At 59.4% G+C, this 24,700-nt stretch carries 24 protein-coding genes and 1 pseudogene; 15 read left to right on the forward strand and 10 right to left on the reverse strand.

Translation table 11 applies throughout. The features are described 5' to 3' along the window. Window positions 1–55 precede the first annotated feature (55 nt). From J3P95_RS02920 to trpE, 6 genes are all read left to right on the forward strand, one after another. Window positions 56–1,303: an ABC transporter permease gene (locus tag J3P95_RS02920; protein WP_434560596.1), complete on the forward strand. Its 1,248-nt coding sequence runs from the start codon at window positions 56–58 to the stop codon at window positions 1,301–1,303. A gap of 12 nt (window positions 1,304–1,315) precedes the next feature. Next, window positions 1,316–2,140: an ABC transporter permease gene (locus J3P95_RS02925; protein WP_434560598.1), complete on the forward strand. Its 825-nt coding sequence runs from the start codon at window positions 1,316–1,318 to the stop codon at window positions 2,138–2,140. Window positions 2,141–2,266: 126 nt separating this feature from the next. After that, window positions 2,267–3,415 carry an iron-containing alcohol dehydrogenase gene (locus J3P95_RS02930; protein WP_186643530.1) on the forward strand — a complete coding sequence of 383 codons (1,149 nt, stop codon included), beginning with the start codon at window positions 2,267–2,269 and terminating at the stop codon, window positions 3,413–3,415. 78 nt (window positions 3,416–3,493) lie between these two features. Continuing rightward, window positions 3,494–4,168 carry a ribulose-phosphate 3-epimerase gene (gene rpe, locus J3P95_RS02935; RefSeq protein WP_434578760.1) on the forward strand — a complete coding sequence of 225 codons (675 nt, stop codon included), beginning with the start codon at window positions 3,494–3,496 and terminating at the stop codon, window positions 4,166–4,168. Next, window positions 4,165–4,983 (forward strand): phosphoglycolate phosphatase, encoded by an 819-nt coding sequence (locus J3P95_RS02940; RefSeq protein ID WP_434578758.1) that lies wholly within the window; start codon window positions 4,165–4,167, stop codon window positions 4,981–4,983. The genes rpe and J3P95_RS02940 overlap by 4 nt, the downstream gene beginning before the upstream one ends. 70 nt (window positions 4,984–5,053) lie before the next feature. Then, the gene (gene trpE, locus J3P95_RS02945) at window positions 5,054–6,535 is read left to right on the forward strand and encodes an anthranilate synthase component I (RefSeq protein WP_434560606.1); all 1,482 of its coding nucleotides are present in this window, start codon (window positions 5,054–5,056) and stop codon (window positions 6,533–6,535) included. Window positions 6,536–6,618: 83 nt separating this feature from the next. Here trpE and estP read toward each other — a convergent pair whose 3' ends face one another. Further along, a complete protein-coding gene (gene estP / locus J3P95_RS02950; RefSeq protein WP_434578756.1) occupies window positions 6,619–8,526 on the reverse strand; it encodes an esterase EstP in 1,908 nt (635 codons plus the stop codon). Between the two features lie 409 nt (window positions 8,527–8,935). Here estP and J3P95_RS02955 point away from each other — a divergent pair, with 409 nt between their 5' ends. From J3P95_RS02955 to J3P95_RS02970, 4 genes are read left to right on the forward strand one after another with little or no spacing between them, the layout of a single operon-like run. Beyond that, a complete protein-coding gene (locus J3P95_RS02955; RefSeq protein ID WP_434578754.1) occupies window positions 8,936–9,529 on the forward strand; it encodes an aminodeoxychorismate/anthranilate synthase component II in 594 nt (197 codons plus the stop codon). Between the two features lie 9 nt (window positions 9,530–9,538). Then, window positions 9,539–10,588: an anthranilate phosphoribosyltransferase gene (gene trpD / locus J3P95_RS02960; protein WP_434560612.1), complete on the forward strand. Its 1,050-nt coding sequence runs from the start codon at window positions 9,539–9,541 to the stop codon at window positions 10,586–10,588. Then, on the forward strand, window positions 10,585–11,421 hold the full coding sequence (trpC, locus tag J3P95_RS02965) for an indole-3-glycerol phosphate synthase TrpC (protein WP_434578752.1): 837 nt from the start codon (window positions 10,585–10,587) through the stop codon (window positions 11,419–11,421). Before trpD ends, trpC begins: the two co-directional genes overlap by 4 nt. Before the next feature lie 6 nt (window positions 11,422–11,427). Beyond that, entirely contained in the window at window positions 11,428–12,120 is a 693-nt protein-coding gene (locus J3P95_RS02970; protein ID WP_434560616.1) for a lipoate--protein ligase family protein, read from the forward strand. On the opposite strand, the gene crp is transcribed toward J3P95_RS02970, so the two are convergent. Then, window positions 12,117–12,761 (reverse strand): cAMP-activated global transcriptional regulator CRP, encoded by a 645-nt coding sequence (gene crp, locus J3P95_RS02975; RefSeq protein ID WP_434560618.1) that lies wholly within the window; start codon window positions 12,759–12,761, stop codon window positions 12,117–12,119. The two genes, J3P95_RS02970 and crp, sit on opposite strands and share 4 nt — an antisense overlap. A gap of 232 nt (window positions 12,762–12,993) precedes the next feature. Here crp and J3P95_RS02980 point away from each other — a divergent pair, with 232 nt between their 5' ends. Together J3P95_RS02980 and speD are read left to right on the forward strand one after the other, a co-directional pair. After that, complete coding sequence (locus tag J3P95_RS02980) at window positions 12,994–13,416, forward strand: OsmC family protein (RefSeq protein WP_059407363.1); 423 nt, start codon at window positions 12,994–12,996, stop codon at window positions 13,414–13,416. Between the two features lie 237 nt (window positions 13,417–13,653). Beyond that, window positions 13,654–14,448: an adenosylmethionine decarboxylase gene (speD, locus tag J3P95_RS02985; protein WP_039590886.1), complete on the forward strand. Its 795-nt coding sequence runs from the start codon at window positions 13,654–13,656 to the stop codon at window positions 14,446–14,448. Between the two features lie 99 nt (window positions 14,449–14,547). Here speD and coq7 read toward each other — a convergent pair whose 3' ends face one another. The 6 genes and pseudogenes from coq7 to hemJ form a co-directional block, all read right to left on the reverse strand. After that, the gene (gene coq7 / locus J3P95_RS02990) at window positions 14,548–15,195 is read right to left on the reverse strand and encodes a 2-polyprenyl-3-methyl-6-methoxy-1,4-benzoquinone monooxygenase (RefSeq protein WP_186614362.1); all 648 of its coding nucleotides are present in this window, start codon (window positions 15,193–15,195) and stop codon (window positions 14,548–14,550) included. 74 nt (window positions 15,196–15,269) lie between these two features. Next, window positions 15,270–15,359 (reverse strand): annotated as a pseudogene (locus J3P95_RS02995) (HIT domain-containing protein); the annotation flags it as partial. Window positions 15,360–15,399: 40 nt separating this feature from the next. Continuing rightward, on the reverse strand, window positions 15,400–16,188 hold the full coding sequence (locus J3P95_RS03000) for an SDR family NAD(P)-dependent oxidoreductase (protein ID WP_434578749.1): 789 nt from the start codon (window positions 16,186–16,188) through the stop codon (window positions 15,400–15,402). Between the two features lie 62 nt (window positions 16,189–16,250). Continuing rightward, window positions 16,251–17,213 (reverse strand): DUF805 domain-containing protein, encoded by a 963-nt coding sequence (locus J3P95_RS03005; RefSeq protein ID WP_434560622.1) that lies wholly within the window; start codon window positions 17,211–17,213, stop codon window positions 16,251–16,253. A 44-nt stretch (window positions 17,214–17,257) separates the two neighbouring features. Beyond that, on the reverse strand, window positions 17,258–18,226 hold the full coding sequence (locus J3P95_RS03010; RefSeq protein WP_434578747.1) for an NAD(P)H-dependent flavin oxidoreductase: 969 nt from the start codon (window positions 18,224–18,226) through the stop codon (window positions 17,258–17,260). Window positions 18,227–18,259: 33 nt separating this feature from the next. Beyond that, window positions 18,260–18,691, reverse strand: a complete 432-nt coding sequence (hemJ, locus tag J3P95_RS03015; RefSeq protein ID WP_186614369.1) for a protoporphyrinogen oxidase HemJ — start codon at window positions 18,689–18,691, stop codon at window positions 18,260–18,262. 133 nt (window positions 18,692–18,824) lie between these two features. On the opposite strand from hemJ, the gene argC reads away from it, so the two are divergent. Together argC and erpA are read left to right on the forward strand one after the other, a co-directional pair. Further along, window positions 18,825–19,859, forward strand: a complete 1,035-nt coding sequence (gene argC, locus J3P95_RS03020) for an N-acetyl-gamma-glutamyl-phosphate reductase (RefSeq protein WP_047702261.1) — start codon at window positions 18,825–18,827, stop codon at window positions 19,857–19,859. Between the two features lie 150 nt (window positions 19,860–20,009). Continuing rightward, window positions 20,010–20,360 carry an iron-sulfur cluster insertion protein ErpA gene (erpA, locus tag J3P95_RS03025; RefSeq protein ID WP_003177727.1) on the forward strand — a complete coding sequence of 117 codons (351 nt, stop codon included), beginning with the start codon at window positions 20,010–20,012 and terminating at the stop codon, window positions 20,358–20,360. A 67-nt stretch (window positions 20,361–20,427) separates the two neighbouring features. Here the strand turns inward: erpA and J3P95_RS03030 are convergent, their stop codons facing one another. Together J3P95_RS03030 and J3P95_RS03035 are read right to left on the reverse strand one after the other, a co-directional pair. Then, on the reverse strand, window positions 20,428–21,519 hold the full coding sequence (locus tag J3P95_RS03030) for an anhydro-N-acetylmuramic acid kinase (RefSeq protein WP_434626317.1): 1,092 nt from the start codon (window positions 21,517–21,519) through the stop codon (window positions 20,428–20,430). Between the two features lie 3 nt (window positions 21,520–21,522). Further along, window positions 21,523–22,941 (reverse strand): peptidoglycan DD-metalloendopeptidase family protein, encoded by a 1,419-nt coding sequence (locus J3P95_RS03035; protein WP_434578743.1) that lies wholly within the window; start codon window positions 22,939–22,941, stop codon window positions 21,523–21,525. A 211-nt stretch (window positions 22,942–23,152) separates the two neighbouring features. On the opposite strand from J3P95_RS03035, the gene tyrS reads away from it, so the two are divergent. Beyond that, a complete protein-coding gene (gene tyrS / locus J3P95_RS03040; protein WP_434578741.1) occupies window positions 23,153–24,352 on the forward strand; it encodes a tyrosine--tRNA ligase in 1,200 nt (399 codons plus the stop codon). Window positions 24,353–24,700: the final 348 nt, after the last annotated feature.

The raw sequence follows: 24,700 nt of genomic DNA on the forward strand, positions 1-24,700 counted from the left end.
GAACAGAGGCGGCTCGCCGCCCCTGTAACGATAAAAAAGATTTGCGGAGTTCGCCATGGCCATCGCCGTTCCACTGAACGAAGGCACCAGCCCCACCCTGAAACAGCGGCTCAAGCGTGCCGAGCGGGTCAACCGCTGGAAGGCCCAGGCCTTGATCGCGCCGCTGGTTCTATTCCTGTTGCTGGTGTTCCTGGTGCCGATCGTCGCTCTGCTGTTCAAAAGCGTCAGCAACCCGGAAGTGGTCGGCGCCATGCCGCGCACCGTGGCTGCCGTTTCTGCATGGGACGGACGCGGATTGCCGGGCGAACCGGTGTACAAGGCTGCCAGTGAAGACCTGGCCGAAGCCCGCAAGAATCAAACCTTGGGCGATTTGTCCAAGCGATTGAACATGGAACTGGCCGGCTATCGCAGCCTGCTGACCAAGACAGCCCGGGCGCTGCCATTCGCCACCGAGCCTGCCTCATATAAAGAGGCGCTGGAAGGCCTCGACGAGCGCTGGGGCGATCCGGCGTATTGGCAAGTGATCCGCCGCAACACCAGCGAGGTGACCCCGTATTACCTGCTGGCGGCTGTCGACCACCGCATCGACGACCTCGGCGAACTGGCCCCGGCCACTCCTGACCAGGCGATCTACCTGGACATTTTCACCCGCACCTTCTGGATGGGCCTGGTGATCACCGCGATCTGCCTGGTCCTGGCCTATCCATTGGCGTACCTGTTGGCGAATCTGCCGTCGCGCCAGAGCAACCTGCTGATGATCCTGGTGCTGTTGCCATTCTGGACCTCGATCCTGGTGCGCGTTGCCGCGTGGATCGTGTTGCTGCAATCAGGCGGCTTGATCAACAGCGGCCTGATGGCCATGGGCATCATCGATAAACCCCTGGAGCTGGTGTTCAATCGCGTCGGGGTCTACATCTCCATGGTGCACATTCTGTTGCCGTTCATGATCTTGCCGATCTACAGCGTGATGAAGGGCATCTCGCCCACCTATATGCGCGCGGCGATTTCCCTGGGCTGCCACCCGTTCGCGAGTTTCTGGCGGGTCTACTTCCCGCAGACCTATGCCGGCGTCGGCGCCGGGTGTCTGTTGGTCTTCATCCTTGCCATCGGCTACTACATCACGCCGGCATTGCTGGGTAGCCCGAACGATCAGATGGTCAGCTACTTCGTCGCGTTCTATACCAACACCAGCATCAACTGGGGCATGGCCACGGCGCTCGGCGGGCTGCTATTGCTGGCAACCATCGTGCTTTATCTGATTTACAGCTGGCTGGTGGGCGCCAGTCGCCTGCGCCTGAGCTAAGGGGAGATCGAAATGCTGAGTCCTTACATGTCCCCCGTCGAACGGGTGTGGTTCTACAGCCTGCGCATACTCTGCGGGCTGATCCTGCTGTTCCTGATCCTGCCGGTGCTGGTGATCATTCCGTTGTCGTTCAACTCCGGCAGTTTCCTGGTCTACCCGCTCCAGGGCTTTTCGTTGCAGTGGTACCACGACTTCTTTGCCTCGGCTGAATGGATGCGCGCATTGAAGAACAGCATCATCGTCGCCCCGGCGGCGACCGTGCTGGCGATGATCTTCGGCACGCTGGCGGCCATCGGCCTGACCCGTGGCGATTTCCCAGGCAAGGCGCTGGTCATGGCCCTGGTGATTTCGCCCATGGTGGTACCGGTGGTCATCATCGGCGTGGCCAGCTATCTGTTTTTTGCACCGCTGGGAATGGGCAACAGCTTCTTCTCGCTGATCGTGGTGCATGCGGTGTTGGGCGTTCCCTTCGTCATCATCACCGTCTCGGCGACCTTGCAGGGATTCAACCACAACCTGGTCCGGGCTGCTGCCAGCCTGGGGGCGTCGCCGTTGACCGCGTTCCGTCGGGTGACCTTGCCGTTGATCGCTCCGGGCGTGATCTCGGGAGCGCTGTTCGCCTTCGCCACGTCGTTCGACGAAGTGGTCGTGACCCTGTTCTTGGCCGGCCCCGAGCAGGCCACGTTGCCACGGCAGATGTTCAGCGGCATCCGCGAGAACCTCAGCCCCACCATTGCCGCGGCGGCGACGCTGCTGATTGCATTTTCGGTGGTCCTGTTGCTGACGCTGGAGTGGTTGCGTGGGCGTAGCGAGAAGCTGCGCACGAGCCAGGTGTAACGTCACACGCCCAGGAGTGAGCTTGCTCCTGGGCGTGAGTCAGCGCATTCACGAGCTGAATAGCAGACAACCCGCCAGACCGAGCTATCCTTGTGCCAGCCCATACTCGAACAAGAGGCCGCGCACATGAGTCTTTCCTCATTCAAGATCGCCCACAAACTGATCACCGGGGCCGCTGCCATCGAGCAACTGGCGGCGGAACTGACACGCCTGGATGTCGACAATCCGCTGATTGTCACGGACGCCGCTCTGGTCAAGTCCGGCACCGTGGAGTTGGCCCTGCAGCACTTGGGCGGGCGCGCCTATGAAATTTTCGACCGGGTCATGCCAGACCCGGAAATTGCCATCGTCGAAGACTGCATGCAGGCCTACCGCGACGGCGGCCATGATGGCCTGATCGGCCTGGGCGGCGGCAGTGCCATCGACATCGCCAAGAGCGTGGCCGCCTACGCCGGTTATCACGGCGAGCTGCAAGACCTGTTCGGCGTCGACCAGGTGCCGCGCAAGGGCCCGCCATTGATTGCCATCCCTACCACGGCCGGCACCGGTTCGGAAGTCACCAACGTGGCGATCCTTTCCGACAAGGCCGCGCAGCTGAAAAAGGGCATCGTCAGCGATTTCCTGCTGCCGGACGTGGCGCTGGTCAGCCCGCAGATGACCCTCACGTGCCCGCGCAGCGTGACAGCTGCCAGTGGTGTCGACGCGCTGGTGCACGCCATCGAGTCCTATCTGTCGTTGAATGCCTCGCCGATCACCGATGCCCTGGCCATCGGCGCGATCAAACTGATCACCCGCGCGTTGCCCAAGGCCTACGCCAATCCTTCTCACCTGCAAGCCCGTGAAGACATGGCCACCGCCAGTCTGATGGCCGGCATGGCGTTCGGTAATGCAGGGGTCGGTGCCGTGCACGCGCTGGCCTATCCGCTGGGTGGACGCTTTCATGTCTCCCACGGCGTCGCCAACGCGCTGCTGCTGCCTTATGTCATGGCGTGGAACAAAATGGCCTGCGTCGAACGCATGCGCGACATCGCCGAAGCCATGGGCATCAAGACTGCGCACCTGAGTGACCTCGAAGCCGCCGATGAAGCCGTGGAAGCCATGACTGCACTGTGCGCCGCTGTCGAGATACCCCGAGGCCTGAGCGGTTTCGGCGTGACCGAGGAGGTGATTCCCTCCATGGCGGCGGAAGCGGCGGGCATCGAGCGGTTGATGCGCAACAACCCACGCCAACTGAGCGTGGGCGATATCGAGAAGATCTACCGCGCGGCGTATTGAGCGTGTGTCACGGTGGGCGCGCCAAATCTTGAGGTATACAATGCGCGCCATCGTGATTTCGCTCAAAACAGGTGCGTCATGCAGCCCTTCGCTATTGCTCCGTCGATTCTCTCCGCCGACTTCGCCCGCCTGGGCGAGGAAGTGGACAACGTTCTGGCCGCCGGCGCCGACATCGTGCACTTCGATGTCATGGACAACCACTACGTACCCAACCTGACCATCGGCCCGATGGTTTGCGCGGCGCTGCGCAAGTACGGCGTTACTGCGCCGATCGACGCGCACCTGATGGTCAGCCCGGTGGATCGCATCGTCGGCGACTTCATCGAGGCGGGCGCCACCTACATCACCTTCCACCCCGAAGCCACCCTGCACGTCGACCGCTCGTTGCAGCTGATCCGCGAAGGCGGTTGCAAGGCGGGCCTGGTGTTCAACCCGGCAACGCCCTTGGACGTGCTCAAGTACGTGATGGACAAGGTCGACATGGTCCTGCTGATGAGCGTCAACCCCGGCTTCGGCGGGCAGAAGTTCATCCCCGGCACGCTCGACAAGCTGCGCGAGGCGCGGGCGCTGATCGATGCCTCGGGCCGTGACATCCGCCTGGAAATCGACGGCGGCGTGAACGTGAACAATATCCGTGAAATCGCCGCGGCCGGCGCCGATACCTTTGTCGCTGGTTCGGCGATCTTCAACGCACCGGACTACCAAGAGGTGATCGAAAAGATGCGCGCCGAACTGGCCCTGGCGCGCCCATGAGCGGCTTCGAGCAGCTGTTTCCCGGCAGCCTGCCACGTCTGGTGATGTTCGACCTCGACGGCACGTTGGTCGACTCGGTCCCGGACCTTGCGGCTGCCGTGGATTCCATGCTGCTCAAGCTCGGACGCCCAACCGCCGGCATCGACGCGGTGCGCCAGTGGGTCGGCAATGGCGCGCCGATGCTGGTGCGCCGGGCCCTGGCCAATCACATTGATGCCCAGGGCGTCGATGATGCGCAGGCCGAGCGGGCGCTGGAGCTGTTCAACGAAGCCTATGAAGGCCATCACGAGTTGACGGTGGTTTACCCCGGCGTGCGCTCCACCCTCAAGTGGCTCCACAAGCAAGGCGTGGAGATGGCGCTGATCACCAATAAGCCGGAGCGTTTCGTTGCGCCGCTGTTGGACCAGATGAAAATTGGACGTTATTTCCGCTGGATCATCGGCGGAGACACCTTGCCGCAAAAAAAGCCCGATCCGGCCGCGCTGTTCTTCGTGATGAAAATGGCCAATATCCCGGCGTCCCAATCGTTGTTTGTCGGCGACTCGCGCAGTGACGTGCTGGCGGCGAAAGCGGCGGGGGTCAAGTGCGTGGCGCTGAGCTACGGCTATAACCATGGCCGGCCGATTGCCGAAGAGTTTCCGACATTGGTGATCGATGATTTACGACTGTTAATTCCCGGTTGCCTGGACCCGGCGGCTGAGATAACGTTGCCCGACGCTGTTCAATCCTCTTCTGGAAACGCCATCGTGGTGGTCACTCGCAAACTCTGGATGAAAGTCATGAAGGCCCTGGCCCGCTGGCGTTGGCGCGCCTGACGTGATCCTGGCCGGTTTTCCGGCGCGTTTGCATACCTGACTGTCAGCTCCTCTTGCCACGAGGCACCCCATGATCCGCGAAGAATTCCTGCGTCTAGCCGCTGCCGGCTACAACCGCATCCCGCTCGCCTGCGAAACCCTGGCCGACTTCGACACGCCGCTGTCGATCTACCTCAAGCTGGCCGACCAGCCCAACTCCTACCTGCTCGAATCGGTGCAGGGCGGGGAAAAGTGGGGCCGTTATTCCATCATCGGTTTGCCGTGTCGTACGGTACTGCGGGTCCATGACCATCGCGTCAGCGTGACCCACGACGGCGTCGAAATCGAAAGCCTCGAGGTCGAAGATCCGCTGGCCTTCGTTGAAACCTTCAAGGCCCGCTACAACGTGCCGACCATCCCCGGCCTGCCGCGCTTCAACGGTGGCCTGGTGGGGTATTTCGGCTACGACTGCGTGCGCTACGTGGAAAAGCGCCTGGGCACCTGTCCGAATCCCGATCCGCTGGGTGTGCCGGACATTCTGCTGATGGTCTCCGATGCGGTCGTGGTCTTCGATAACCTGGCTGGCAAGATGCACGCTATCGTCCTGGTCGATCCGTCCCAGGAAGATGCCTACGAGCAAGGTCAGAAAGGCCTGCAGGCACTCCTGGAAAAACTCCGTCAGCCGATCACGCCGCGTCCCGGCCTGGACTTCAGCAAGCAGTCGGCAGCCGACCCGGTATTCCGTTCCAGTTTCACCCAGGACGATTACGAACGGGCCGTCGATTCCATCAAGGAATACATCCTCGCCGGCGACTGCATGCAGGTTGTGCCGTCGCAACGGATGTCCATCGACTTCAAGGCCGCGCCGATCGATCTCTATCGCGCGCTGCGCTGTTTCAACCCGACGCCCTACATGTACTTCTTCAACTTCGGCGACTTCCATGTCGTGGGCAGTTCACCCGAGGTGCTGGTGCGGGTCGAAGACAACCTGATCACCGTGCGGCCGATTGCCGGCACGCGTCCTCGTGGCGCCACGGAAGAAGCCGACCGGGCATTGGAAGAAGACCTGCTCTCGGACGACAAGGAAATCGCCGAGCACCTGATGCTGATCGACCTGGGGCGCAACGACACCGGACGGGTTTCCGAGGTGGGATCGGTGAAGCTCACCGAGAAAATGGTCATCGAGCGCTACTCCAACGTGATGCACATCGTCTCCAACGTCACCGGCCAGCTGAAGGCCGGGTTGACCGCGATGGACGCGCTGCGGGCGATCCTGCCGGCGGGCACCTTGTCCGGTGCGCCGAAAATCCGCGCGATGGAAATCATCGACGAGCTGGAGCCGGTCAAGCGTGGTGTCTACGGCGGAGCCGTCGGCTACTTTGCCTGGAACGGCAACATGGACACGGCCATTGCCATCCGCACCGCCGTGATCAAGAACGGTGAACTGCACGTGCAGGCCGGCGGCGGCATCGTCGCCGACTCGGTGCCGGCGCTGGAATGGGAGGAAACCCTGAACAAGCGCCGGGCTATGTTCCGCGCCGTGGCGTTGGCCGAGCAGACTCCCGGCGACTGAATCCCGCAACAAACAACTGTGGCGAGGGAGCAAGTCCCTCTCCACAGTCGCTCAGGCAGTTTGGTCCTGCACGTTTCCCTCGGTCAGAAATCCAAGCTGACTCCCAGGCTCACCCCTTGCTGGGTCTGGTCATCATCCTTGCGCAGCGTATAACCGCCCCGCAATGCCAAGTCGTTGGTCAATTTGTGGCTGAGCCCCAGGTTCAGCCGATTCAGATGGCTCTGTGGCGTGTACCCGACAAGGGTGAAGTCATTGGCCGGCAAGCTGTTGAGGGCAATGTTCACTTTTTGCGTGTCGTCTTCATACTCGCGCTCGTGGGCATATTCCCCGAATATCTGGGTCCGGCGAGTGAAGTTGTATTTGCCCTGCAAGCCGATACCCAGGCGTTTCGAGTCGCGAGTCTGATCATTGAATGTCAGGGCCGTGGAGCGGCTGCCCTGTTCTGAATAGCCGTCGACCTCGACTTTCGCATAATCGGCGCTGACAAACGGTGACAGGTGCCATTCGCTGCCCGGCTGGGCGATGTCATAGCCGATGCGAGTGCTCAATGCCCATAGATGACCGTCGGTGTCACCTTTCTCCTGAGCTTCGTTGACGCCAAGGTCGAATTTGCGTTTCAAGTTGTCGTAGTCGAGCTTGCCGCCGGTCAGCGCGGCGTCGGCCCACCAGCGATTCTGCTGGAACTGAGCGAAACCGGTGGCCAGGTAGCTGTTGAGTTTGTAGTCCGAATCGTTGCTGCCTGCCTCCATGTCCTGCCGGTAGAAACCGGCGGCGACACCCACGCGCCAGGCCTCGTTGAGGCGATAGCTGCCGCCGATATTGAGACTGTAGCCGCTGCCGTCGGCCCTGGCGCTGCCGCTCTGGCTGTCCATGTCCAGGTGCTGGCCTCCGCCTGCGACGATAGCTCGCCACTGACCGACCGCCTGCCAATTCTCCCAGTCCGATTGCCACTGGCTGCGCAACTCATCCTGATGGGCGCGCAGGGTCGAGTGGGCCATTTCCGGCAGCAATGTCAGTTCCCACGGCGCCGATAGCAGGGAGTAGGCGTAGTCGGCAATCAGCTTCTGCCCGGCCTCGGTGGGATGGACCGCGTCGTTATAGATCAGCTTGGTCGGATCTGGCGTGGCGCTATTGATACCGTAGGTAGGATTTTCCGTGCAGCCGTTGCCGCTGAAGCATGTGGCGGTAAGATTTTCGCCAGTGGCGAGGCCGAATCGCGCCGGATCGGCAAAGCTTTCCTTCAACAATAGCGGGACGTTCAGCGGGATGACTTCTGCGTCGATGCCTTGCAAACGTGTGACGAGTTGCTGGTTGAACTGGTTGCCGAGTTGCGAGAAAGCACCCTGCAGCGGGGTGCCGTTGAGGGCTGGTGTCAGCCCAAGATCGGGTAACAGCCATACCATTACATAGCGGGCACCGGCGCTTTGCAGCACCTGGACGCTGTCGGCCAGGCGGTCGGCGGCGGCGTTCGCTTGCGCGGGAGTCAGTACCAGGCCTTGAAGGAAATCGTTGCCGCCCCCGGAGATGTAATACAGCGCATCTGGATCGGCGCGCAGGCCATTGGACTGCAAATAGCCGGGACGGCTGCGCTCCCCGGTGTCGGAGATGCCGGTAATCGATTCGAGAATTTGATCGGTACGATAACCGCCTACCGCCCAATTATTGCCGTCTGCCAACCCTTGGTCGGCCCGCACCGCCGATGTGGAAGCGGCGGTCTCGTCGCTGGAGTAACCCAGGCGTCCGCCGAGCAGTTGGGTGGAGTTGGCGGAATAGGCCTCGCCGCTGCCGTCCGTGTAGAACGGACCGGTTCGGTTGGTATAGCGCTCAGTCGCGCCGGGCGGACCGTTGGGGTCGGCGAATTGGCCGGCGTCGTTGAGGCTGTCGCCAAACACGATGAACTTCGAATAAGGGTTGGGGGCGGCACTCACCTGGGCGCAGGCCATCGCCAGCAGGCAGCCGGCAATCGGTGCAAACAGCGTCTGTTTGATCATGAGAAGGTCCTTTTCAATCTTGTTTTTATGGTGAAACGAAACGACAGTACCAAAAGCTTCCGGCGGTCTGCCACCCGTCAGGAAACATGGCGATTGTTTACGAGCCCTTCGGGTGCGTCTTATTGCGTGCTCCGCCCAGCTAAGTTACTGTGCCGGAACGTATGAACGAGACCTTTCCCGTGTCGATTGTCAGCAAACTTCTGAATCAATTGATCAAGGCTCACGCCCGTTGGCGTTGGCGCGCCTGAACGTTCCATGCCGGCTTTGCCGGACCTGTACCGATTTGCCTTCTTTACCCGTTTGACAACCGCTTCGCAGGCGCATCGCTCTCCTGCCCAGCGCAGTACCGTGCGGGTCACTCTTCGAAGGCTGTATTCCAAGTCAGTGTATTCAATAGGTTGTTTACGCCATGTTGCTGATGATCGATAACTACGACTCCTTTACTTACAACGTTGTGCAATACCTTGGCGAGCTGGGCGCCCAGGTCAAGGTGGTGCGCAACGACGAGCTGACCATCGCCGAAATCGAGGCCCTGAAGCCTGAGCGTATCGTGGTCTCTCCCGGCCCTTGCACGCCGACCGAGGCGGGAATTTCCATCGAAGCCATCAAGTACTTTGCCGGCAAGCTGCCGATTCTCGGCGTCTGCCTGGGCCATCAATCGATTGGCCAGGCGTTTGGTGGCGAGGTCGTGCGCGCCCGACAGGTCATGCATGGCAAGACCAGCCCGGTGTTCCACGAGGACAAGGGTGTGTTCGAAGGCCTGAATCACCCGCTCACCGTCACCCGCTACCACTCGCTGATCGTCAAGCACGATGCTCTGCCCGATTGTCTGGAGCTGACGGCCTGGACCCAGCTCGAAGACGGCTCGGTGGATGAAATCATGGGGTTGCGACACAAGACGTTAAATATCGAGGGTGTGCAATTTCACCCCGAGTCTATCCTCACTGAACAGGGCCACGAGCTGTTCGCCAACTTCCTCAAACAAACCGGCGGCACGCGCTAAGGACTTTTCATGGATATCAAGGCAGCCCTGAACCGTATCGTCGGCCAGCTCGACCTGAGCACCGAAGAAATGCGCGACGTGATGCGTGAAATCATGACGGGCCAGTGCACGGATGCGCAGATTGGCGCGTTCATGATGGCCATGCGCATGAAGAGCGAGAGCATCGACGAAATCGTCGGTGCGGTCACGACCATGCGAGAGTTGGCGGACAAGGTCGAACTCAAGACCCTGGATGGTGTGGTGGATGTCGTTGGGACCGGCGGCGATGGCGCCAACATCTTCAACGTTTCCACAGCCTCGGCGTTTGTCGTCGCGGCGGCTGGCTGTACCGTCGCCAAACATGGCAACCGTGCGGTTTCGGGCAAGAGCGGCAGTGCCGATTTGTTGGAGGCCGCCGGTGTCTACCTGAACCTGACACCGGTCCAGGTGGCGCGCTGTATCGACAACGTCGGCATCGGCTTCATGTTTGCCCAGACCCACCACAGCGCGATGAAGCATGCCGCGGCACCCCGTCGTGAGCTGGGCCTGCGCACGCTGTTCAACATGCTCGGCCCGCTTACGAATCCGGCCGGCGTGAAGCATCAAGTGGTCGGTGTGTTCAGCCAGGCACTGTGCCGGCCGTTGGCCGAGGTCCTGCAGCGCCTGGGCAGCAAGCATGTGCTGGTGGTTCATTCCAAGGACGGGTTGGATGAATTCAGCCTCGCAGCTCCCACCTTCGTGGCGGAGCTGAAAAATGATCAGATCACTGAATATTGGGTCGAACCTGAAGACCTGGGCATGAAGAGCGAGAGCCTGCACGGGCTCGCGGTAGACGGGCCGGCCCAGTCGCTGGAATTGATCCGCGATGCCCTGGGGCGTCGTAAAACCGAAAATGGCCAGAAGGCTGCGCAAATGATCGTGCTCAACGCGGGTGCCGCGTTATACGCCGCCGATCATGCCAGCAGCCTCAAGCAAGGCGTGGAGCTCGCTCACGACGCCCTACACACCGGCCTGGCCAGAGAAAAACTGGAAGAATTGGGCGCGTTTACCGCCGTATTCAAAGTGGAGAATGAAGGATGAGCGTGCCAACGGTTCTGGAAAACATTCTGGCTCGAAAGGCCGAAGAAGTGGCCGAGCGCCGTGCGCGGGTCAGCCTGCCCGAATTGGAAAATGTCGCACGTTCAGCCGATGCACCTCGTGGCTTTGCCCAGGCGTTGATTGACCAGGCGAAGAGAAAGCAGCCAGCAGTCATTGCCGAAATCAAGAAGGCCTCTCCCAGCAAAGGTGTGATTCGGGAGCACTTCGTCCCGGCCGACATCGCCAAGAGCTACGAGAAGGGCGGTGCGACCTGCCTTTCGGTGCTGACAGACGTCGATTTCTTCCAAGGCGCCGACGACTACCTCAAGCAGGCGCGGGCAGCGTGCAAACTGCCGGTGATCCGCAAGGATTTCATGATCGACCCCTACCAGATCGTCGAGGCCCGAGCCCTGGGTGCCGACTGTGTGCTGCTGATCGTTTCCGCCCTGGACGATGTGAAAATGGCCGAGTTGGCGGCAGTCGCCAAGGATGTTGGCCTGGATGTGTTGGTGGAGGTCCACGACGGAGACGAATTGGAGCGGGCGCTGAAAGTCCTGGATACCAAGCTGGTCGGCGTGAACAACCGTAACCTGCACACGTTTGAAGTCAGCCTGGAAACGACTCTGGATTTGTTGCCACGGATTCCGCGGGATCGGCTGGTCATCACCGAGAGCGGCATTCTCAACCGGGCCGATGTCGAGCTGATGGAAGTCAGCGACGTATACGCCTTCCTGGTAGGTGAAGCGTTCATGCGGGTTGAAAACCCCGGTGTGGAGTTGCAGCGTCTGTTTTTCCCCGAGCGCGGCGTTCCGGTGAGCGGTTCGACGTTGGACTGATTCTTCATGCCTCCAGCCATATCCTTCACAGTCGAAAACGGCCTGCAAGCCGAGCAGGACTTGCTGGCCAGCGTGTGCGCTGGCGATGCTGACTCGGGCTTGCTGTTCTGGCAGCCCCGTGACCGTGCGTTGGTCATGCCGCGTCGCTTGAGTCGCTTGCCGGGGTTCGAACTTGCCTGCGAGGTATCCGCCGCCAATGGCTGGCCGGTGCTGTTGCGTGAGACCGGGGGCGAACCGGTGCCCCAGTCAGCCGCTACCGTCAATATCGCGCTGGTCTACGCACCGCCGCGAAGCGAGGGCGATCACGGTCGAATCGAAACCGCCTACCGTCGGCTGTGCGATCCGATCTGCCAATTGCTCGATGAGCTGGGCGGGGTGGCTTCGCTGGGTGAAGTGGAGGGCGCGTTCTGTGACGGGCGCTTCAACGTCAATCTCGACGGCCGGAAAATGGTCGGGACAGCGCAGCGTTGGCGGCAGAGCAAGGGCGGCCAGCGCCCGGTAGGGCTTGTGCACGGCGCGCTGCTGCTGGAGGACGAACGCGAATCCATGGTCGCGACGGTCAATCGTTTCAATGAGGCTTGTGGCCTGGAGCAGCGCGTGCGTGCCGAAAGCCACATCGCCCTCCATGAAAAATTCCCCGCGCCCCACGCCCTGGAGCGACTTGAGACCTTGTACCGGGAATTGCTGGATAGCTTCTAGCGGGTGCCGAACACCACCATGGTCTTGCCTTTGACGTTGACCAGATTGCGCTCTTCCAGGTCCTTGAGCACACGGCCGACCATCTCCCGGGAACAACCCACGATCCGGCCGATTTCCTGGCGGGTCACTTTGATCTGCATGCCGTCCGGGTGGGTCATGGCGTCTGGCTGCTTGCACAGATCCAGCAGGCAGCGAGCCACGCGACCTGTTACGTCAAAGAAGGCGAGGTCACCCACTTTACGGGTGGTATTACGCAACCGCTGTGCGATTTGTCCGCTGAGGACGTAAAGAATGTCCGGATCTTGTTGGGACAGCTCTCGGAATTTGCTGTAACTGATCTCGGCGACTTCACATTCGACTTTTGCCCGCACCCAGGCGCTGCGTTCCTGTTCCTTGCCCGCCTGTTCAAACAAACCCAGCTCGCCAAAGAAATCCCCGGAGTTCAGGTAGGCGATGATCATCTCCCGACCGTCATCGTCTTCGATCAGGATAGTGACCGAGCCCTTGATGATGAAAAACAGCGTGTCGGAACGATCGCCGGCACAAATGATGTTGTGCTTGGCGGGGTAGCGGCGACGCTGGCAATGCATCAAGAGCTTGTCGAGGTTCTTGATCTTAGACGTGGGAGTAATGGCAACCATGGTTGTATCCCGAAAACTGCGCGGTGTGGTGGTTTGGTTTTGATAGGGGCTAATGGCTATCGCCAAAAGCTGGCCATACGCCAGCGGCTGGGCGCCAGCTTAACAGAGGCGTTACAAATTAATTCGAGAATTTACGTACGCGCAACGGCTCCAGGCGTCCTTACGCAGGGGCCGCCATCGCGAGGGGCTGTGCTAAGCTGGCGCCCCCTTTTTTAACAGTGGAGTCTTGGCGATGAAGGCACGCATCCAATGGGCTGGCGAAGCCATGTTCCTCGGTGAGTCAGGCAGCGGTCATGTGGTCGTCATGGATGGCCCTCCTGAGTCCGGAGGTCGGAACCTGGGTGTCCGGCCGATGGAAATGCTGCTGCTGGGCGTAGGTGGTTGCAGCAACTTCGATGTGGTCAGCATCCTGAAGAAGTCGCGCCAAGCCGTTGAGAGTTGCGAGGCCTTCCTGGAAGCCGAGCGCGCCACCGAGGATCCGAAGGTATTTACCAAGATCCACATGCATTTCGTGGTGAAGGGCCGAGGCCTTAAGGAAGCCCAGGTCAAGCGCGCAATCGAGTTGTCGGCGGAGAAATATTGCTCGGCCTCGATCATGCTCGGTGCCGCCGGTGTTGAAATCACCCACGATTATGAAATCATCGAATTGGGTTGAATCGACATCCAACCATCACAAAAGCGGTGCAAGCTCTGGCGATCAGAAGCCGACGTCTGCATAATGCGCCACTTTTTTCAGGGCAGTGATCGGCTTGCGTCCGATCGCTTGCCTGGACAGACAACCAAAATCGCCATCGCGAAGAGGTGTTAACCGTCCTACGCAGGTGCGTCTTCGCATCTGACGGGCATGCTTGATCACGCGGCCGGGCCGCAATACACAGAGAGTTTTTAAACGGTGAAAAGCAAACTCAAGCTCCATGGGTTCAATAACCTGACAAAGACCTTGAGCTTCAACATCTATGACATCTGCTATGCGGAAACCCCGCAAGACCAGCAGGCCTACGTCGAGTACATCAATAAAGAGTACAACGCCAAGCGCCTCACGCAGATCCTCACGGAAGTTGTCGATATCATTGGTGCCAACATCCTGAACATCGCCAGTCAGGACTATGAACCCCAGGGCGCCAGCGTGACCATTTTGATCTCGGAGGAGCCGGTGACACCGACCGACAGCCAGATCGAAGAGTCCCCAGGTCCGTTGCCTGAAATTATCCTGGCCCACCTCGACAAGAGCCACATCACGGTTCACACCTATCCGGAAATCCACCCGGTGGACGGTATCGCGACGTTCCGTGTGGACATCGATGTGTCGACCTGTGGCGTCATTTCACCGCTCAAGGCGCTCAACTTCCTGATTCACCAGTTCGATTCCGACATCGTGACCGTGGATTACCGCGTGCGCGGGTTCACCCGGGACGTGGAAGGCCACAAGCATTTCATCGATCACGAGATCAATTCGATCCAGAACTATCTCTCCGAAGACACTCGCGACGCGTATCAGATGACCGACGTGAACGTGTACCAGGAGAACCTGTTCCACACCAAAATGCTCCTCAAAGACTTCGAACTGGATAACTACCTGTTCGGCGATGCCACCAGCAACCTGTCTATTGAACAGCGTGGCCAAGTGGAAGAGCGTGTGAAGCACGAAATGCTGGAGATTTTCTACGCGCGCAACATGCCGCGCTAAAGTTTTTCGGCTACAAAAAAGGCGACTGCCCTGGGGGTAGTCGCCTTTTTTTGTTTTGGAAGCCGCTGGCTCTATAAGGGCCTGATGCCGATTTTGCTGTCAGATCCGATAAGTACTCTTCGTCATGACTTTAGCCAGCAGGCTCATGCCGAATTTGACCGGGGCCGGAAACCGAAAACCACCTGCTTCAAGTGCGCTTTCGGCATGGTGCTCTTCGTCCTTACGCATCTGCTCGAGAATTGCCCTGGATTTTTCATCCTCGGCCGGCAACTGCTGCAAATGCTCATTCAAATGCTTGCACACTTGATGTTCGGTCGCGGCGACAAAGCCCAGGCTGACCTTGTCACTGATCAGCCCGGCAACTGCACCGATGCCGAATGACATACCGTAGAACAGCGGGTTCAGCACGCTGGTGTGGCTGCCCAACTGGTGGATGCGTTGCTCGCACCAGACCAGGTGATCGATCTCTTCCTCGGCGGCATGTTCCATTGCCTCGCGGACCTGGGGCAGTTTTGCTGTCAATGCCTGGCCTTGATAGAGCGCCTGGGCGCAGACTTCACCGGTATGGTTGATGCGCATCAATCCTGCGACATGGCGAGTCTCTTCATCGCTCATCTTGACGTCTGGTTGCACGATCGCCGGTGACGGGCGATACGGCTGGCCGCTGAAAGGCAGCAGTGTTCGCATCGCGGTATCGGCTTGCAGGAGCAGGCGGTCAATGGGCGAGTAGTGACGTTGGGTAGTCATGCTTACCTCCGGGAAAATCACGGCGGCCAGTTTAACCCAATCGGCCGTTGAAGATTTGCGTTGGGTCAGCGGTATCAACCCGGTGGCCAATTCATTTGGCGCTGTCCCAGCACATGCATATGAATGTGATAGACGGTCTGTCCACCAAGTTCAAAGCAGTTCACGGCGAACAGGGCGGGCGCGGCTTTTCAAACAGAAAGATGTTCAACGCGGGCAGTAGGCCTTGTTGATCATGCCAGTGATGGTTCGCACCAACCATCGCGACCCAAGCCGCGGCAGCGCGGCCAGCCAGCGATTTCGACGTCCGGGAATGATGATCGCGCGGTTCCGGTCCAGTGCGCGTACGGCATACAGCGCCACTTCCTCCGGGCTCATCAACAGTCCAGTCGTGTTGAGTTTGTTTTCATCCATCTGCGCCTTGGCAAAAAAGCCGGTCCGGGTCGGGCCTGGGCAGAGCACTGATACCTTGATCGCGCATTTCTTCAGTTCGACCCGCAGAGCTTCGGAGAAGTGCAGCACATAGGCCTTGCTTGCGTAATAGGTACTCATCCAAGGACCTGGCTGGAACGCGGCAATCGAGGCGACGTTTAGAATCTGACCGCCCCCATGCAACGCCATGCTGTTGCCTACCGCATGGCACAGGCGTGTCAGGGCTAGGATGTTGATTTCGATCAAGTCCTGTTCGGTCATCCAGTCCTGGCCGAGGAAGGGACCGCTGCTACCGATGCCGGCGCAGTTGACCAGCAGGTCGATCTGGCGCTCGCCTTCCTCCAGCTCCAGCAGAAAACCGGAAAGCCTCAGTGGCTCGCCCAGATCACAAGCCCGGAACAGCACTTCCACGCCAAATCGCTGCGTCAGTTCGATGGCGATACTTTCCAATCGGTCACGCTGCCGAGCCACCAATATCAGGTTGCGACCGCGCCGGGCCAGTGCTTCAGCCATGGCCAGGCCGATGCCACTGGAGGCGCCAGTTATGAGGGCGTAACGGGTCATGCAGTTCTCCATCGCAACAGCCCGCCGCGGGTGGACAGGGCTGTCACCGGTACGAAGCGCGCTTATTGTTCCTCTTCTTCATAGTCTACAGAAGGCGCAGCGGGCTCGGCTGCCTCGGCGGCGGGTTCTTCAGTGGTTTCGCCGCTGGATTCGCTGCTTTCATAGCTGCTTGAGGCACCGCTGCCATAGTCCTCTTGGAGAGCACCAAAGATGCCGGCGAACGTGGCGACGAAAATCAGCACGATCATCACCAGCCATAGCGACGCCAACAGCTTTACCGCCGTGGTGTTGCGCGGTGGTGGTGGCCCGTACTGGTTCGCACCGGTATTGCCCGGAGCGATGATGAGGATGAACGGGAAGATGCTGCCTACAAATGGGACGAGGTTGATCAGCCACAACCACCCCGACCAGCCGAGGTCATGCAGACGCTGGACGTTAAACTGGATGCTGACGAAGGCAAAGGCAATCAGGACGACTGCGCCGAGCAGGCCGCCGACGACGAGCCCAGTCACCGAGTCGGAAGCCAATAGCCAAGTCGTGGCGAACCAGAAGCCCAGGCCGACCAGCGGCAGTACCGCGAGCGTCAGCACCATGGTCCAGGCCAGGTAACGCAGGCGCCCGATGCGACCATCGAAGCTGAAGGGTTTGAGTGTGCTGTATTCGGCAAGTGTTTCGCCGACTGGCGCGCGGGGGGGAGCATAGGGAGACACTGGATCGACGATCGAATCCGAATGGCGTGAGCCGGGTTGGTGCGTCGACTCCTGCACCTCGCCGAGGCTCAGCTGGAGGGACGGTTCGGCTTCGATTCGTGCATCGATCCCGCTCTTGTGAAGCGCTTCCAGATACTGCTGTGCTTCACCTTGGGACAGGTTGTTTTTAAGAGACACCTTGCGACCACTGAACAACCGTTCGATGGCGCTGACGTCGCTTTTGAACAACTCGGCGAGGTTGAGCTTGGCGGTAGTAGTATCGACGCCTGGCAGCAAGGCTCCGTCGAATACGATGTTGAAACGGTTTTCACTCATGCCGGGCATCCCTGTCTTTCCAAGTTGAATTCGTATTAGTGGGTTCAGCGGGGCCATTGGCCGCCAAGTTGTGCCGCCCGGGCTTGCGCCTGGCGGTATTCCTTATCCAAGCGCGCGATCAATTGGTCGACGCTTGGCAAATCATCAATGTCGCCTACACCCTGGCCTGCGGACCATACGGTCTTCCAGGCCTTGGCTTCATCGTGCAGCGGTTTGAGTTTCGAGCCGGAGTCGGCCCCACCCTTGCCTTGAAGGGTGATCAGGTCGAAGCCGGCGTTTTCCAGGCTTTGACGCATAAAACTCGCCGGTACTCCGGAGACGGCGGAAGTATGCACGATGTCCGCAGCTCTGGATGTGAGCAACATCTCTTTATAAGCGTCAGACGCATGACTTTCTCTCGTACCGATAAAGCGCGTCCCAAAGTAGGCCAGGTCGGCACCGAGTAACTGTGCCGCCAGGATCTGATGGCCATGGTTCAGGGACCCTGCAAGTAGCAGGGTTTTATCGAAGAACTGGCGGATCTCGGCAATCAGTGCGAACGGGCTCCAGGTCCCGGCATGTCCACCCGCACCGGCTGCGACGGCGATCAAGCCATCGACACCGGCCTCGGCGGCTTTTTCAGCATGGCGGCGGGTGGTCACGTCGTGGAACACCAGGCCGCCATAGCCATGAACCGCGTCAACCAGTTCCTTTACTGCGCCCAGGCTGGTAATGATGATTGGCACCTTGTGTTCGATGCAGATCGCCAGGTCAGCCTGAAGCCGCGGATTGCTGTTGTGAACAATCAGGTTGACCGCGTAGGGCGCCGGCTTTTCCAAGGTCGCCAGGCCCGCTTCTATTTCTTCCACCCAGGCCTTGAAGCCACTGGTTTCGCGCTGATTCAGCGCCGGAAAGCTCCCTACGACGCCGTTGCGGCAGCAGGCCAGTACCAACTGTGGATTGGAAATGAGGAACATCGGTGCCGCCACGACGGGCAGTCGAAGGCGTTGTTCAAGCAGAGCGGGCAGCGACATTGGAAGTACCCCGGGTGAATGATGGGATCGGAATCAGAACGGCCGGACCACCACCAGGATTACGATAGCCAGCAATATCAGCACCGGCACTTCGTTGAACCAGCGATAAAAGACATGGCTGCGGGTGTTTTCGCCACGGGCGAAGCGCTTCACCTGAGCGCCGCACATATGGTGGTAGCCGATCAACAGCACCACAAGGGTCAGCTTGGCGTGCATCCAGCCCCCTTGAGTAAAGTAAGCGCTGGCATTGAGGCTGAGCAACGCGATCCCGAACACCAGGGTAGCGATCATTGCCGGGCCCATGATACCGCGATACAGCTTGCGCTCCATGACGCAGAAGCGTTCCTTGCTGACGCTGTCCTCACTTTGGGCGTGATAGACGAACAGGCGAGGCAGGTAGAACAGGCCAGCGAACCAGCAGACCATGCTGACGATGTGAAGTGCTTTGAGCCATAGATAGAGCATTTTGATTATTCCCAGGTTCACGGTAGCCCCGATAGTAGAGGTTGTAGCGGCCACACGTCACCTTGGCGGTTGTCGCCGCAGCGCGTGCCCCCTATCATCGACGGCTTTCCAGTGGTTCGTTGAGGGCAGGTTTATGGTCAAGGTCGGTATCGTCGGCGGCACGGGTTACACCGGTGTCGAACTGCTGCGTCTGCTGGCACAGCATCCGCAGGCTGAGGTGGTCGTCATTACCTCTCGATCCGAGGCCGGCCTGGCCGTGGCCGATATGTACCCGAACCTGCGAGGGCATTACGATGGCCTGGCATTCAGCGTTCCGGACATCAAGACCCTGGGCGCCTGCGATGTGGTGTTTTTCGCTACGCCTCACGGCGTTGCGCACGCTCTGGCGGGTGAACTGTTGGCCGCCGGGACGAAGGTCATCGATCTGTCGGCGGACTTTCGCCTGCAGGACGCGGACGAGTGGGCCAAGTGGTACGGCCAGCCTCACGGTGCGCCGGAACTGCTTGATGAAGCGGTCTACGGCTTGCCGGAAGTCAATCGTGAAAAAATCAGGCAGGCACGGCTGATCGCGGTGCCGGGTTGCTATCCGACCGCGACGCAGTTGGGATTCCTGCCGTTGCTGGAGGCCGGTCTCGCCGATGCTTCGCGCCTGATCGCCGACTGCAAGTCGGGCGTCAGCGGCGCCGGGCGAGGTGCCAGCGTTGGCTCGTTGTATTCCGAAACCTCGGAGAGCATGAAGGCCTACGCGGTCAAAGGGCATCGTCACTTGCCGGAGATTCGCCAAGGGTTGCGCCGCGCGGCAGGCAAGGACGTCGGCCTGACTTTCGTGCCGCACCTGACGCCCATGATCCGTGGTATCCATTCCACCCTCTACGCCACCGTGGCGGATCGCTCCGTGGATCTGCAGGCGTTGTTCGAGAAGCGTTACGCCGATGAGCCATTTGTCGACGTGATGCCGGCTGGCAGCCATCCGGAAACCCGCAGTGTCCGCGGCGCGAACGTATGCCGGATCGCTGTGCATCGCCCGCAGGACGGCGACTTGGTCGTGGTCTTGTCGGTAATCGATAACTTGGTCAAGGGTGCTTCCGGCCAAGCGGTACAGAACCTGAACATCCTCTTCGGGCTGGATGAGCGGCTGGGCCTGTCCCACGCGGGGATGCTGCCATAAATCACGAGCTGCAGGCTGTAAACTACGAGCTTATGGCTTAAAGCTTGCGGCTTGCAGCTGCTGCGCAAATAGTTGACCGATTTTGTAGGAGAAGCGGATAATGCCCGCCATCACGCATTATGGCGGCGTAAACGCCGGGAGATATTCAGCATGAGCGTCGAAACCTTCACCCCCACGGCTTTGCAATTCACCCACGGTGCTGCGCACAAGGTGAAGAGCCTGGTCGATGAAGAGGGTAATGATCGTTTGAAGCTGCGCGTATTTGTCACGGGCGGCGGTTGTTCCGGTTTCCAGTACGGCTTCACTTTTGATGAAGAAGTGGCCGAAGACGACACCATCGTCGAGCGCGAAGGCGTCAGCCTGGTGGTCGATCCGATGAGCTTCCAGTACCTGGCAGGTGCCGAGGTGGATTATCAGGAAGGTCTGGAAGGGTCGCGTTTCGTGATCAAGAACCCTAACGCCACCACGACTTGTGGGTGCGGTTCTTCGTTCTCGATCTGAGGGCTTCAATAAGAACGCCGCAGTGCCTTACGGCCCTGCGGCGTTTTTTTGTCTGGCGTTATTGATTTCAGGCCGGATAGATGGCGCCAAGTACACGCAAGCCGCGGGCGCCGGTGACACTTGGACGGTTGCCCGGGATGCCTTCAAGGCAGCAATGGGCGAGCCAGGCAAAAGCCATGGCTTCAACCCAGTCCGGGTCCACGCCGTACACCGCCGTACTGCTGACTTTGGTATCCGGCAGCAGCTCAGCCAGGCGTTTCATGAGTGTCCGGTTGTGCGCGCCGCCGCCGCAGACCAGCAGTTCCTGAGTATTGGATTGGGCATGTTGCAGCGATTCGACGATGGTCAAAGCCGTCAGTTCGAGCAGCGTGGCCTGTACGTCCTCCGGGGCGAAAGCTGGCAACTGCGATAAATGCTGGCTCAGCCACGGCAGGTTGAATACTTCGCGGCCGGTACTTTTCGGGCCCTTGGTGACGAAGAAAGGATCGCTGAGCAGAGCCTTGAGCAGAACTGGCTCGACTTTCCCGCTGGCAGCCCATTGGCCGTCGCGATCAAAATGTTCGCCTTGTTGTTGATGTATCCAGGCATCGAGCAGCACGTTGCCCGGGCCGCAGTCGAAACCGGCCACGGGTTTTGCGGGTTCTATCAGGCTGAGGTTGCTGAAGCCGCCGACATTGAGTACGGCGCGATTACCGGCTCGTTCTTCGAACAATGCTTCGTGAAACGCAGGGACCAATGGCGCGCCTTGTCCGCCAGCGGCGACATCGCGGCTGCGGAAATCGCTGACCACGGAGATGCCGGTCAATTCGCTTAACAATGCCGGATTGCCGATTTGCACGGTAAATCCGCGGGCCGGTTCGTGGCGGATGGTCTGGCCGTGGCTGCCAATCGCCGTGACGTCTTTAGGCTTGAGTTTCTGTTCGTTGAGCAGGGTATGGATGCCCAGTGCGGCCAGCTTTACCCAGTTTTGCTGGGCAATGGCGGAGCGGGCGATCTCATCGGACCCGCTGCTGCACAATCCGAGCAATTCAGCGCGCAGAACGGCAGGCATGGGGATGTAGTGCGTGGCGATCAATTTGATCGCCGGGGTCAGTTCGATCAGTGCGATATCCAAGCCATCCAGGCTGGTCCCGGACATCACACCGATATAGAGCGCCATGGCTTAGCGCTTGCTCGAAGCCAGCAGGGTGGCTTTCTCTTGATCCATGCGCGCCATCAAGGGTTGGCTTTGAGCCAGGAAACGTACGCGCTCGCCCTTGGCGATTGGATCGGCCATCGGCAACTTCTGGCCCAGCGGATCGACGTGCACGCCGTTGACCTGGAACTCATAGTGCAAGTGCGGGCCGGTGGACAGTCCGGTGGTCCCGATGTAGCCGATCACCTGGCCTTGCTTGACGCTACCGCCAGTCTTCACGCCTTTGGCGAAGCCCTGCATGTGGCCGTACAGCGTGCGGTAGGTATTGCCATGTTGGATGATCACGGTGTTGCCATAACCACCGCGACGTCCTGCCAGCAATACCTTGCCGTCACCGGCTGCCTTGATTGGCGTACCACGTGGGGCGGCGTAGTCGACACCCTTGTGGGCGCGAATCTTGTTCAGGATCGGGTGCTTGCGACCGGCGGAAAACCTGGAGCTGATGCGGGCGAAATCAACCGGTGTACGGATGAATGCCTTGCGCATGCTGTTGCCGTCGGCGGTGTAGTAGCTGCTGTTGCCTTGCTTGTTGGTGTAGCGCACTGCGGTGTACGTCTTGCCGCGGTTGGTGAAGCGCGCGGAAAGAATCGGGCCGTTGCCGACGCTCTTGCCATTGACCACTTTCTGCTCATAGATGACGTCGAATTCGTCACCCTGGCGAATGTCCTGAGCGAAGTCGATGTCGTAGCCAAATACGCTGGCCATGTCCATGGTCAGGCTATGGGAAAGGCCTGCGCGCGCAGCGGACTGGGACAACGAACTGTTGATGACGCCGTGGACGTAGGCTGAGCGAACGGTGGGCTTGGCGGTGACGCGGTTGAATACATAACCCTTGTCGTTCTTGGTCAGGGTGATGCTTTCCAGATCGCTCAGCTTGGTGTGCAGGTTGGTCAGCTGTCCGTCTGGATTGAGTTCGAACTCGAGTTTCTGGCCACGTTGCAGTTGAGTGAACTGCTTGGCTTGCTTGTCGCTGGCAAGAATTTCATGGACCGACGTCGAGGGCAGGCCAACCTTTTCGAAGAGGGTGGAAAGTGTGTCGCCCTTGGCAACTATCACTTCGCGATGATCGGGGCCTTTCTTTTCTTCCGCAACAGGGGGTTCTACCTGGGCAGCGGTCGCTGCGGTGTCTTCCGGGCTGTTTTCAATCTGTGCAAAAGGAGATGCGGCCGGTTCGTTTGTGGCTTGAACGGTTTCGGCGGCGTCTTGTTCTTGTGTCAGTTGTTCAGCAGGGCTTTCCAGTTCAAGACTCAGAGTCGTCTTTTTGGCTTCAACATCGCTGGAGGGAAACACCAGGAGCGCCAGGCTAAGGAGGGCTGCGATGCCACTTGCGGCAAGCAGGTGGGTCTTTGGGTAAAGCGGCGGCGCTTTAGACGGTTCTGTGGTCATAAGTAATTTTGGCTTTTGAAAGATGAATTGGAAAAGATGAATGACATGATGAAGATGAAATAACTGTATAAAATATAACCAAAACCCCTGCGAAGCAAGCCCGCGGACGCTCTGTTCTGTGGATTGGCGTCCGCGCGCCGGGCAAACCTTGTATTTGGTGCGCGATCTTGTATGGTTGGTGCCCTTTGAATCTGAGCCTTACGGGTCTGTTATGAAGTCGGTTGAAGAGCAGCTAGCGCTGATCAAACGTGGTGCGGAAGAACTGTTGGTCGAGTCCGAGCTGATCGAAAAGCTCAAGCGCGGGCAGCCGCTGCGCATCAAGGCTGGTTTCGATCCGACGGCACCCGATCTGCACCTGGGTCATACCGTGCTTATTAATAAGCTGCGCCAGTTCCAGGAGCTGGGGCACCAAGTCATCTTCCTTATAGGTGATTTCACCGGGATGATCGGTGATCCAAGCGGGAAGAGTGCCACGCGCCCGCCGCTGACCCGTGAGCAGGTTCTCGATAATGCCGAGACCTATAAGACCCAGGTTTTCAAGATTCTTGACCCGGCCAAGACCGAAGTGGCTTTCAACTCCACCTGGATGGATCAGATGGGGCCGGCGGATTTCATTCGCCTGACGTCCCAATACACCGTGGCTCGTATGCTCGAGCGCGATGATTTCGACAAGCGCTATAAATCCAATCAGCCAATTGCCATTCACGAGTTCCTATACCCGCTTGTACAGGGCTATGACTCGGTTGCATTGCGCGCGGACGTTGAGCTTGGCGGTACCGATCAGAAGTTCAACCTGTTGATGGGGCGTGAGCTGCAGCGCGGTTATGGTCAGGAAGCGCAGTGCATCCTGACCATGCCATTGCTCGAAGGCCTGGATGGCGTGAAGAAGATGTCCAAGTCCTTGGGTAACTACGTAGGTATCCAGGAAGCGCCGGGCGTCATGTACAGCAAGCTGGTTTCCATCCCCGATGCGCTGATGTGGCGTTACTTCGAGCTGTTGAGCTTCCGGTCCATGGAAGAGATTGATGCGTTCCAAGCCGATGTAGAGGCAGGGACTAATCCGCGAGACATCAAGATCAAACTGGCCGAAGAGATCGTTGCGCGTTTCCATGGTGCGGAGGCAGCGGCCAATGCTCATCGGGCGGCGGGTAACCGTATGAAGGATGGCGAGCTGCCGGATGATCTGCCTGAAATTGAACTGACTGCTACCGAGGCTATGCCGATTGCTGCGGTCCTTAATAAAGCGGGCTTGGTCAAGAATGCGGCGGTGGCGCGAGATCTCCTGGGTTCGGGCGGTGTGCGTATAGATGGTGAGGTTGTGGATCGCACCTATATATATGAGCTGGGTTCCACTCATGTATGCCAAGCCGGCAAGAAGGCTTTTGCGCGCATTACGCTTAAATCGGAATAAAGCTGGAAATAACGGTTGACGGCAAATCGTGGGTGTCTATAATTCGCCCCACTTCCGGCGCAGTCGAAACGGAAAACTCCTTGAGTTTCAACGAGTTAAGTAGGTTTCGATGTAAGCGTGCTTCAGTTCATCGAGGCACGGAAGGAGCGGGTAGGGCGGCGTTGTTTGGCTCTATCGGCGGTTCGATCTTCTCGGTCGAAAGCGGAGAAAAAGAGGTGTTGACAGCAGCGACTAACGCTGTAGAATTCGCCTCCCGCTAACGAGAGATCGGAAGCGCAAGTGGTTGAAGTTGATAAGGAAACTTTGAAAACTTCTAAAAATAACCGCTTGACAGATACACAAGGCGCT

This window comes from Pseudomonas sp. Z5-35, from assembly GCF_051131945.1.
Classification (GTDB): domain Bacteria; phylum Pseudomonadota; class Gammaproteobacteria; order Pseudomonadales; family Pseudomonadaceae; genus Aquipseudomonas; species Aquipseudomonas marvdashtae.

What these genes read in the sequence shown, in the direction of transcription:
- argC (WP_047702261.1), top strand. Translation starts at nt 18,825, where the DNA reads ATGGTCAAGGTCGGTATCGTCGGCGGCACGGGTTACACCGGTGTCGAA.
- rpe (WP_434578760.1), top strand. Translation starts at nt 3,494, where the DNA reads ATGCAGCCCTTCGCTATTGCTCCGTCGATTCTCTCCGCCGACTTCGCC.
- J3P95_RS02920 (WP_434560596.1), top strand. Translation starts at nt 56, where the DNA reads ATGGCCATCGCCGTTCCACTGAACGAAGGCACCAGCCCCACCCTGAAA.
- coq7 (WP_186614362.1), bottom strand. Translation starts at nt 15,195, where the DNA reads ATGACTACCCAACGTCACTACTCGCCCATTGACCGCCTGCTCCTGCAA.
- J3P95_RS03005 (WP_434560622.1), bottom strand. Translation starts at nt 17,213, where the DNA reads ATGAGTGAAAACCGTTTCAACATCGTATTCGACGGAGCCTTGCTGCCA.
- J3P95_RS02940 (WP_434578758.1), top strand. Translation starts at nt 4,165, where the DNA reads ATGAGCGGCTTCGAGCAGCTGTTTCCCGGCAGCCTGCCACGTCTGGTG.
- J3P95_RS02925 (WP_434560598.1), top strand. Translation starts at nt 1,316, where the DNA reads ATGCTGAGTCCTTACATGTCCCCCGTCGAACGGGTGTGGTTCTACAGC.
- J3P95_RS02980 (WP_059407363.1), top strand. Translation starts at nt 12,994, where the DNA reads ATGAAGGCACGCATCCAATGGGCTGGCGAAGCCATGTTCCTCGGTGAG.
- erpA (WP_003177727.1), top strand. Translation starts at nt 20,010, where the DNA reads ATGAGCGTCGAAACCTTCACCCCCACGGCTTTGCAATTCACCCACGGT.
- J3P95_RS03010 (WP_434578747.1), bottom strand. Translation starts at nt 18,226, where the DNA reads ATGTCGCTGCCCGCTCTGCTTGAACAACGCCTTCGACTGCCCGTCGTG.
- J3P95_RS03035 (WP_434578743.1), bottom strand. Translation starts at nt 22,941, where the DNA reads ATGACCACAGAACCGTCTAAAGCGCCGCCGCTTTACCCAAAGACCCAC.
- J3P95_RS02955 (WP_434578754.1), top strand. Translation starts at nt 8,936, where the DNA reads ATGTTGCTGATGATCGATAACTACGACTCCTTTACTTACAACGTTGTG.
- J3P95_RS03000 (WP_434578749.1), bottom strand. Translation starts at nt 16,188, where the DNA reads ATGACCCGTTACGCCCTCATAACTGGCGCCTCCAGTGGCATCGGCCTG.
- trpE (WP_434560606.1), top strand. Translation starts at nt 5,054, where the DNA reads ATGATCCGCGAAGAATTCCTGCGTCTAGCCGCTGCCGGCTACAACCGC.
- J3P95_RS02970 (WP_434560616.1), top strand. Translation starts at nt 11,428, where the DNA reads ATGCCTCCAGCCATATCCTTCACAGTCGAAAACGGCCTGCAAGCCGAG.
- J3P95_RS03030 (WP_434626317.1), bottom strand. Translation starts at nt 21,519, where the DNA reads ATGGCGCTCTATATCGGTGTGATGTCCGGGACCAGCCTGGATGGCTTG.
- crp (WP_434560618.1), bottom strand. Translation starts at nt 12,761, where the DNA reads ATGGTTGCCATTACTCCCACGTCTAAGATCAAGAACCTCGACAAGCTC.
- J3P95_RS02930 (WP_186643530.1), top strand. Translation starts at nt 2,267, where the DNA reads ATGAGTCTTTCCTCATTCAAGATCGCCCACAAACTGATCACCGGGGCC.
- trpC (WP_434578752.1), top strand. Translation starts at nt 10,585, where the DNA reads ATGAGCGTGCCAACGGTTCTGGAAAACATTCTGGCTCGAAAGGCCGAA.
- hemJ (WP_186614369.1), bottom strand. Translation starts at nt 18,691, where the DNA reads ATGCTCTATCTATGGCTCAAAGCACTTCACATCGTCAGCATGGTCTGC.
- tyrS (WP_434578741.1), top strand. Translation starts at nt 23,153, where the DNA reads ATGAAGTCGGTTGAAGAGCAGCTAGCGCTGATCAAACGTGGTGCGGAA.
- trpD (WP_434560612.1), top strand. Translation starts at nt 9,539, where the DNA reads ATGGATATCAAGGCAGCCCTGAACCGTATCGTCGGCCAGCTCGACCTG.
- estP (WP_434578756.1), bottom strand. Translation starts at nt 8,526, where the DNA reads ATGATCAAACAGACGCTGTTTGCACCGATTGCCGGCTGCCTGCTGGCG.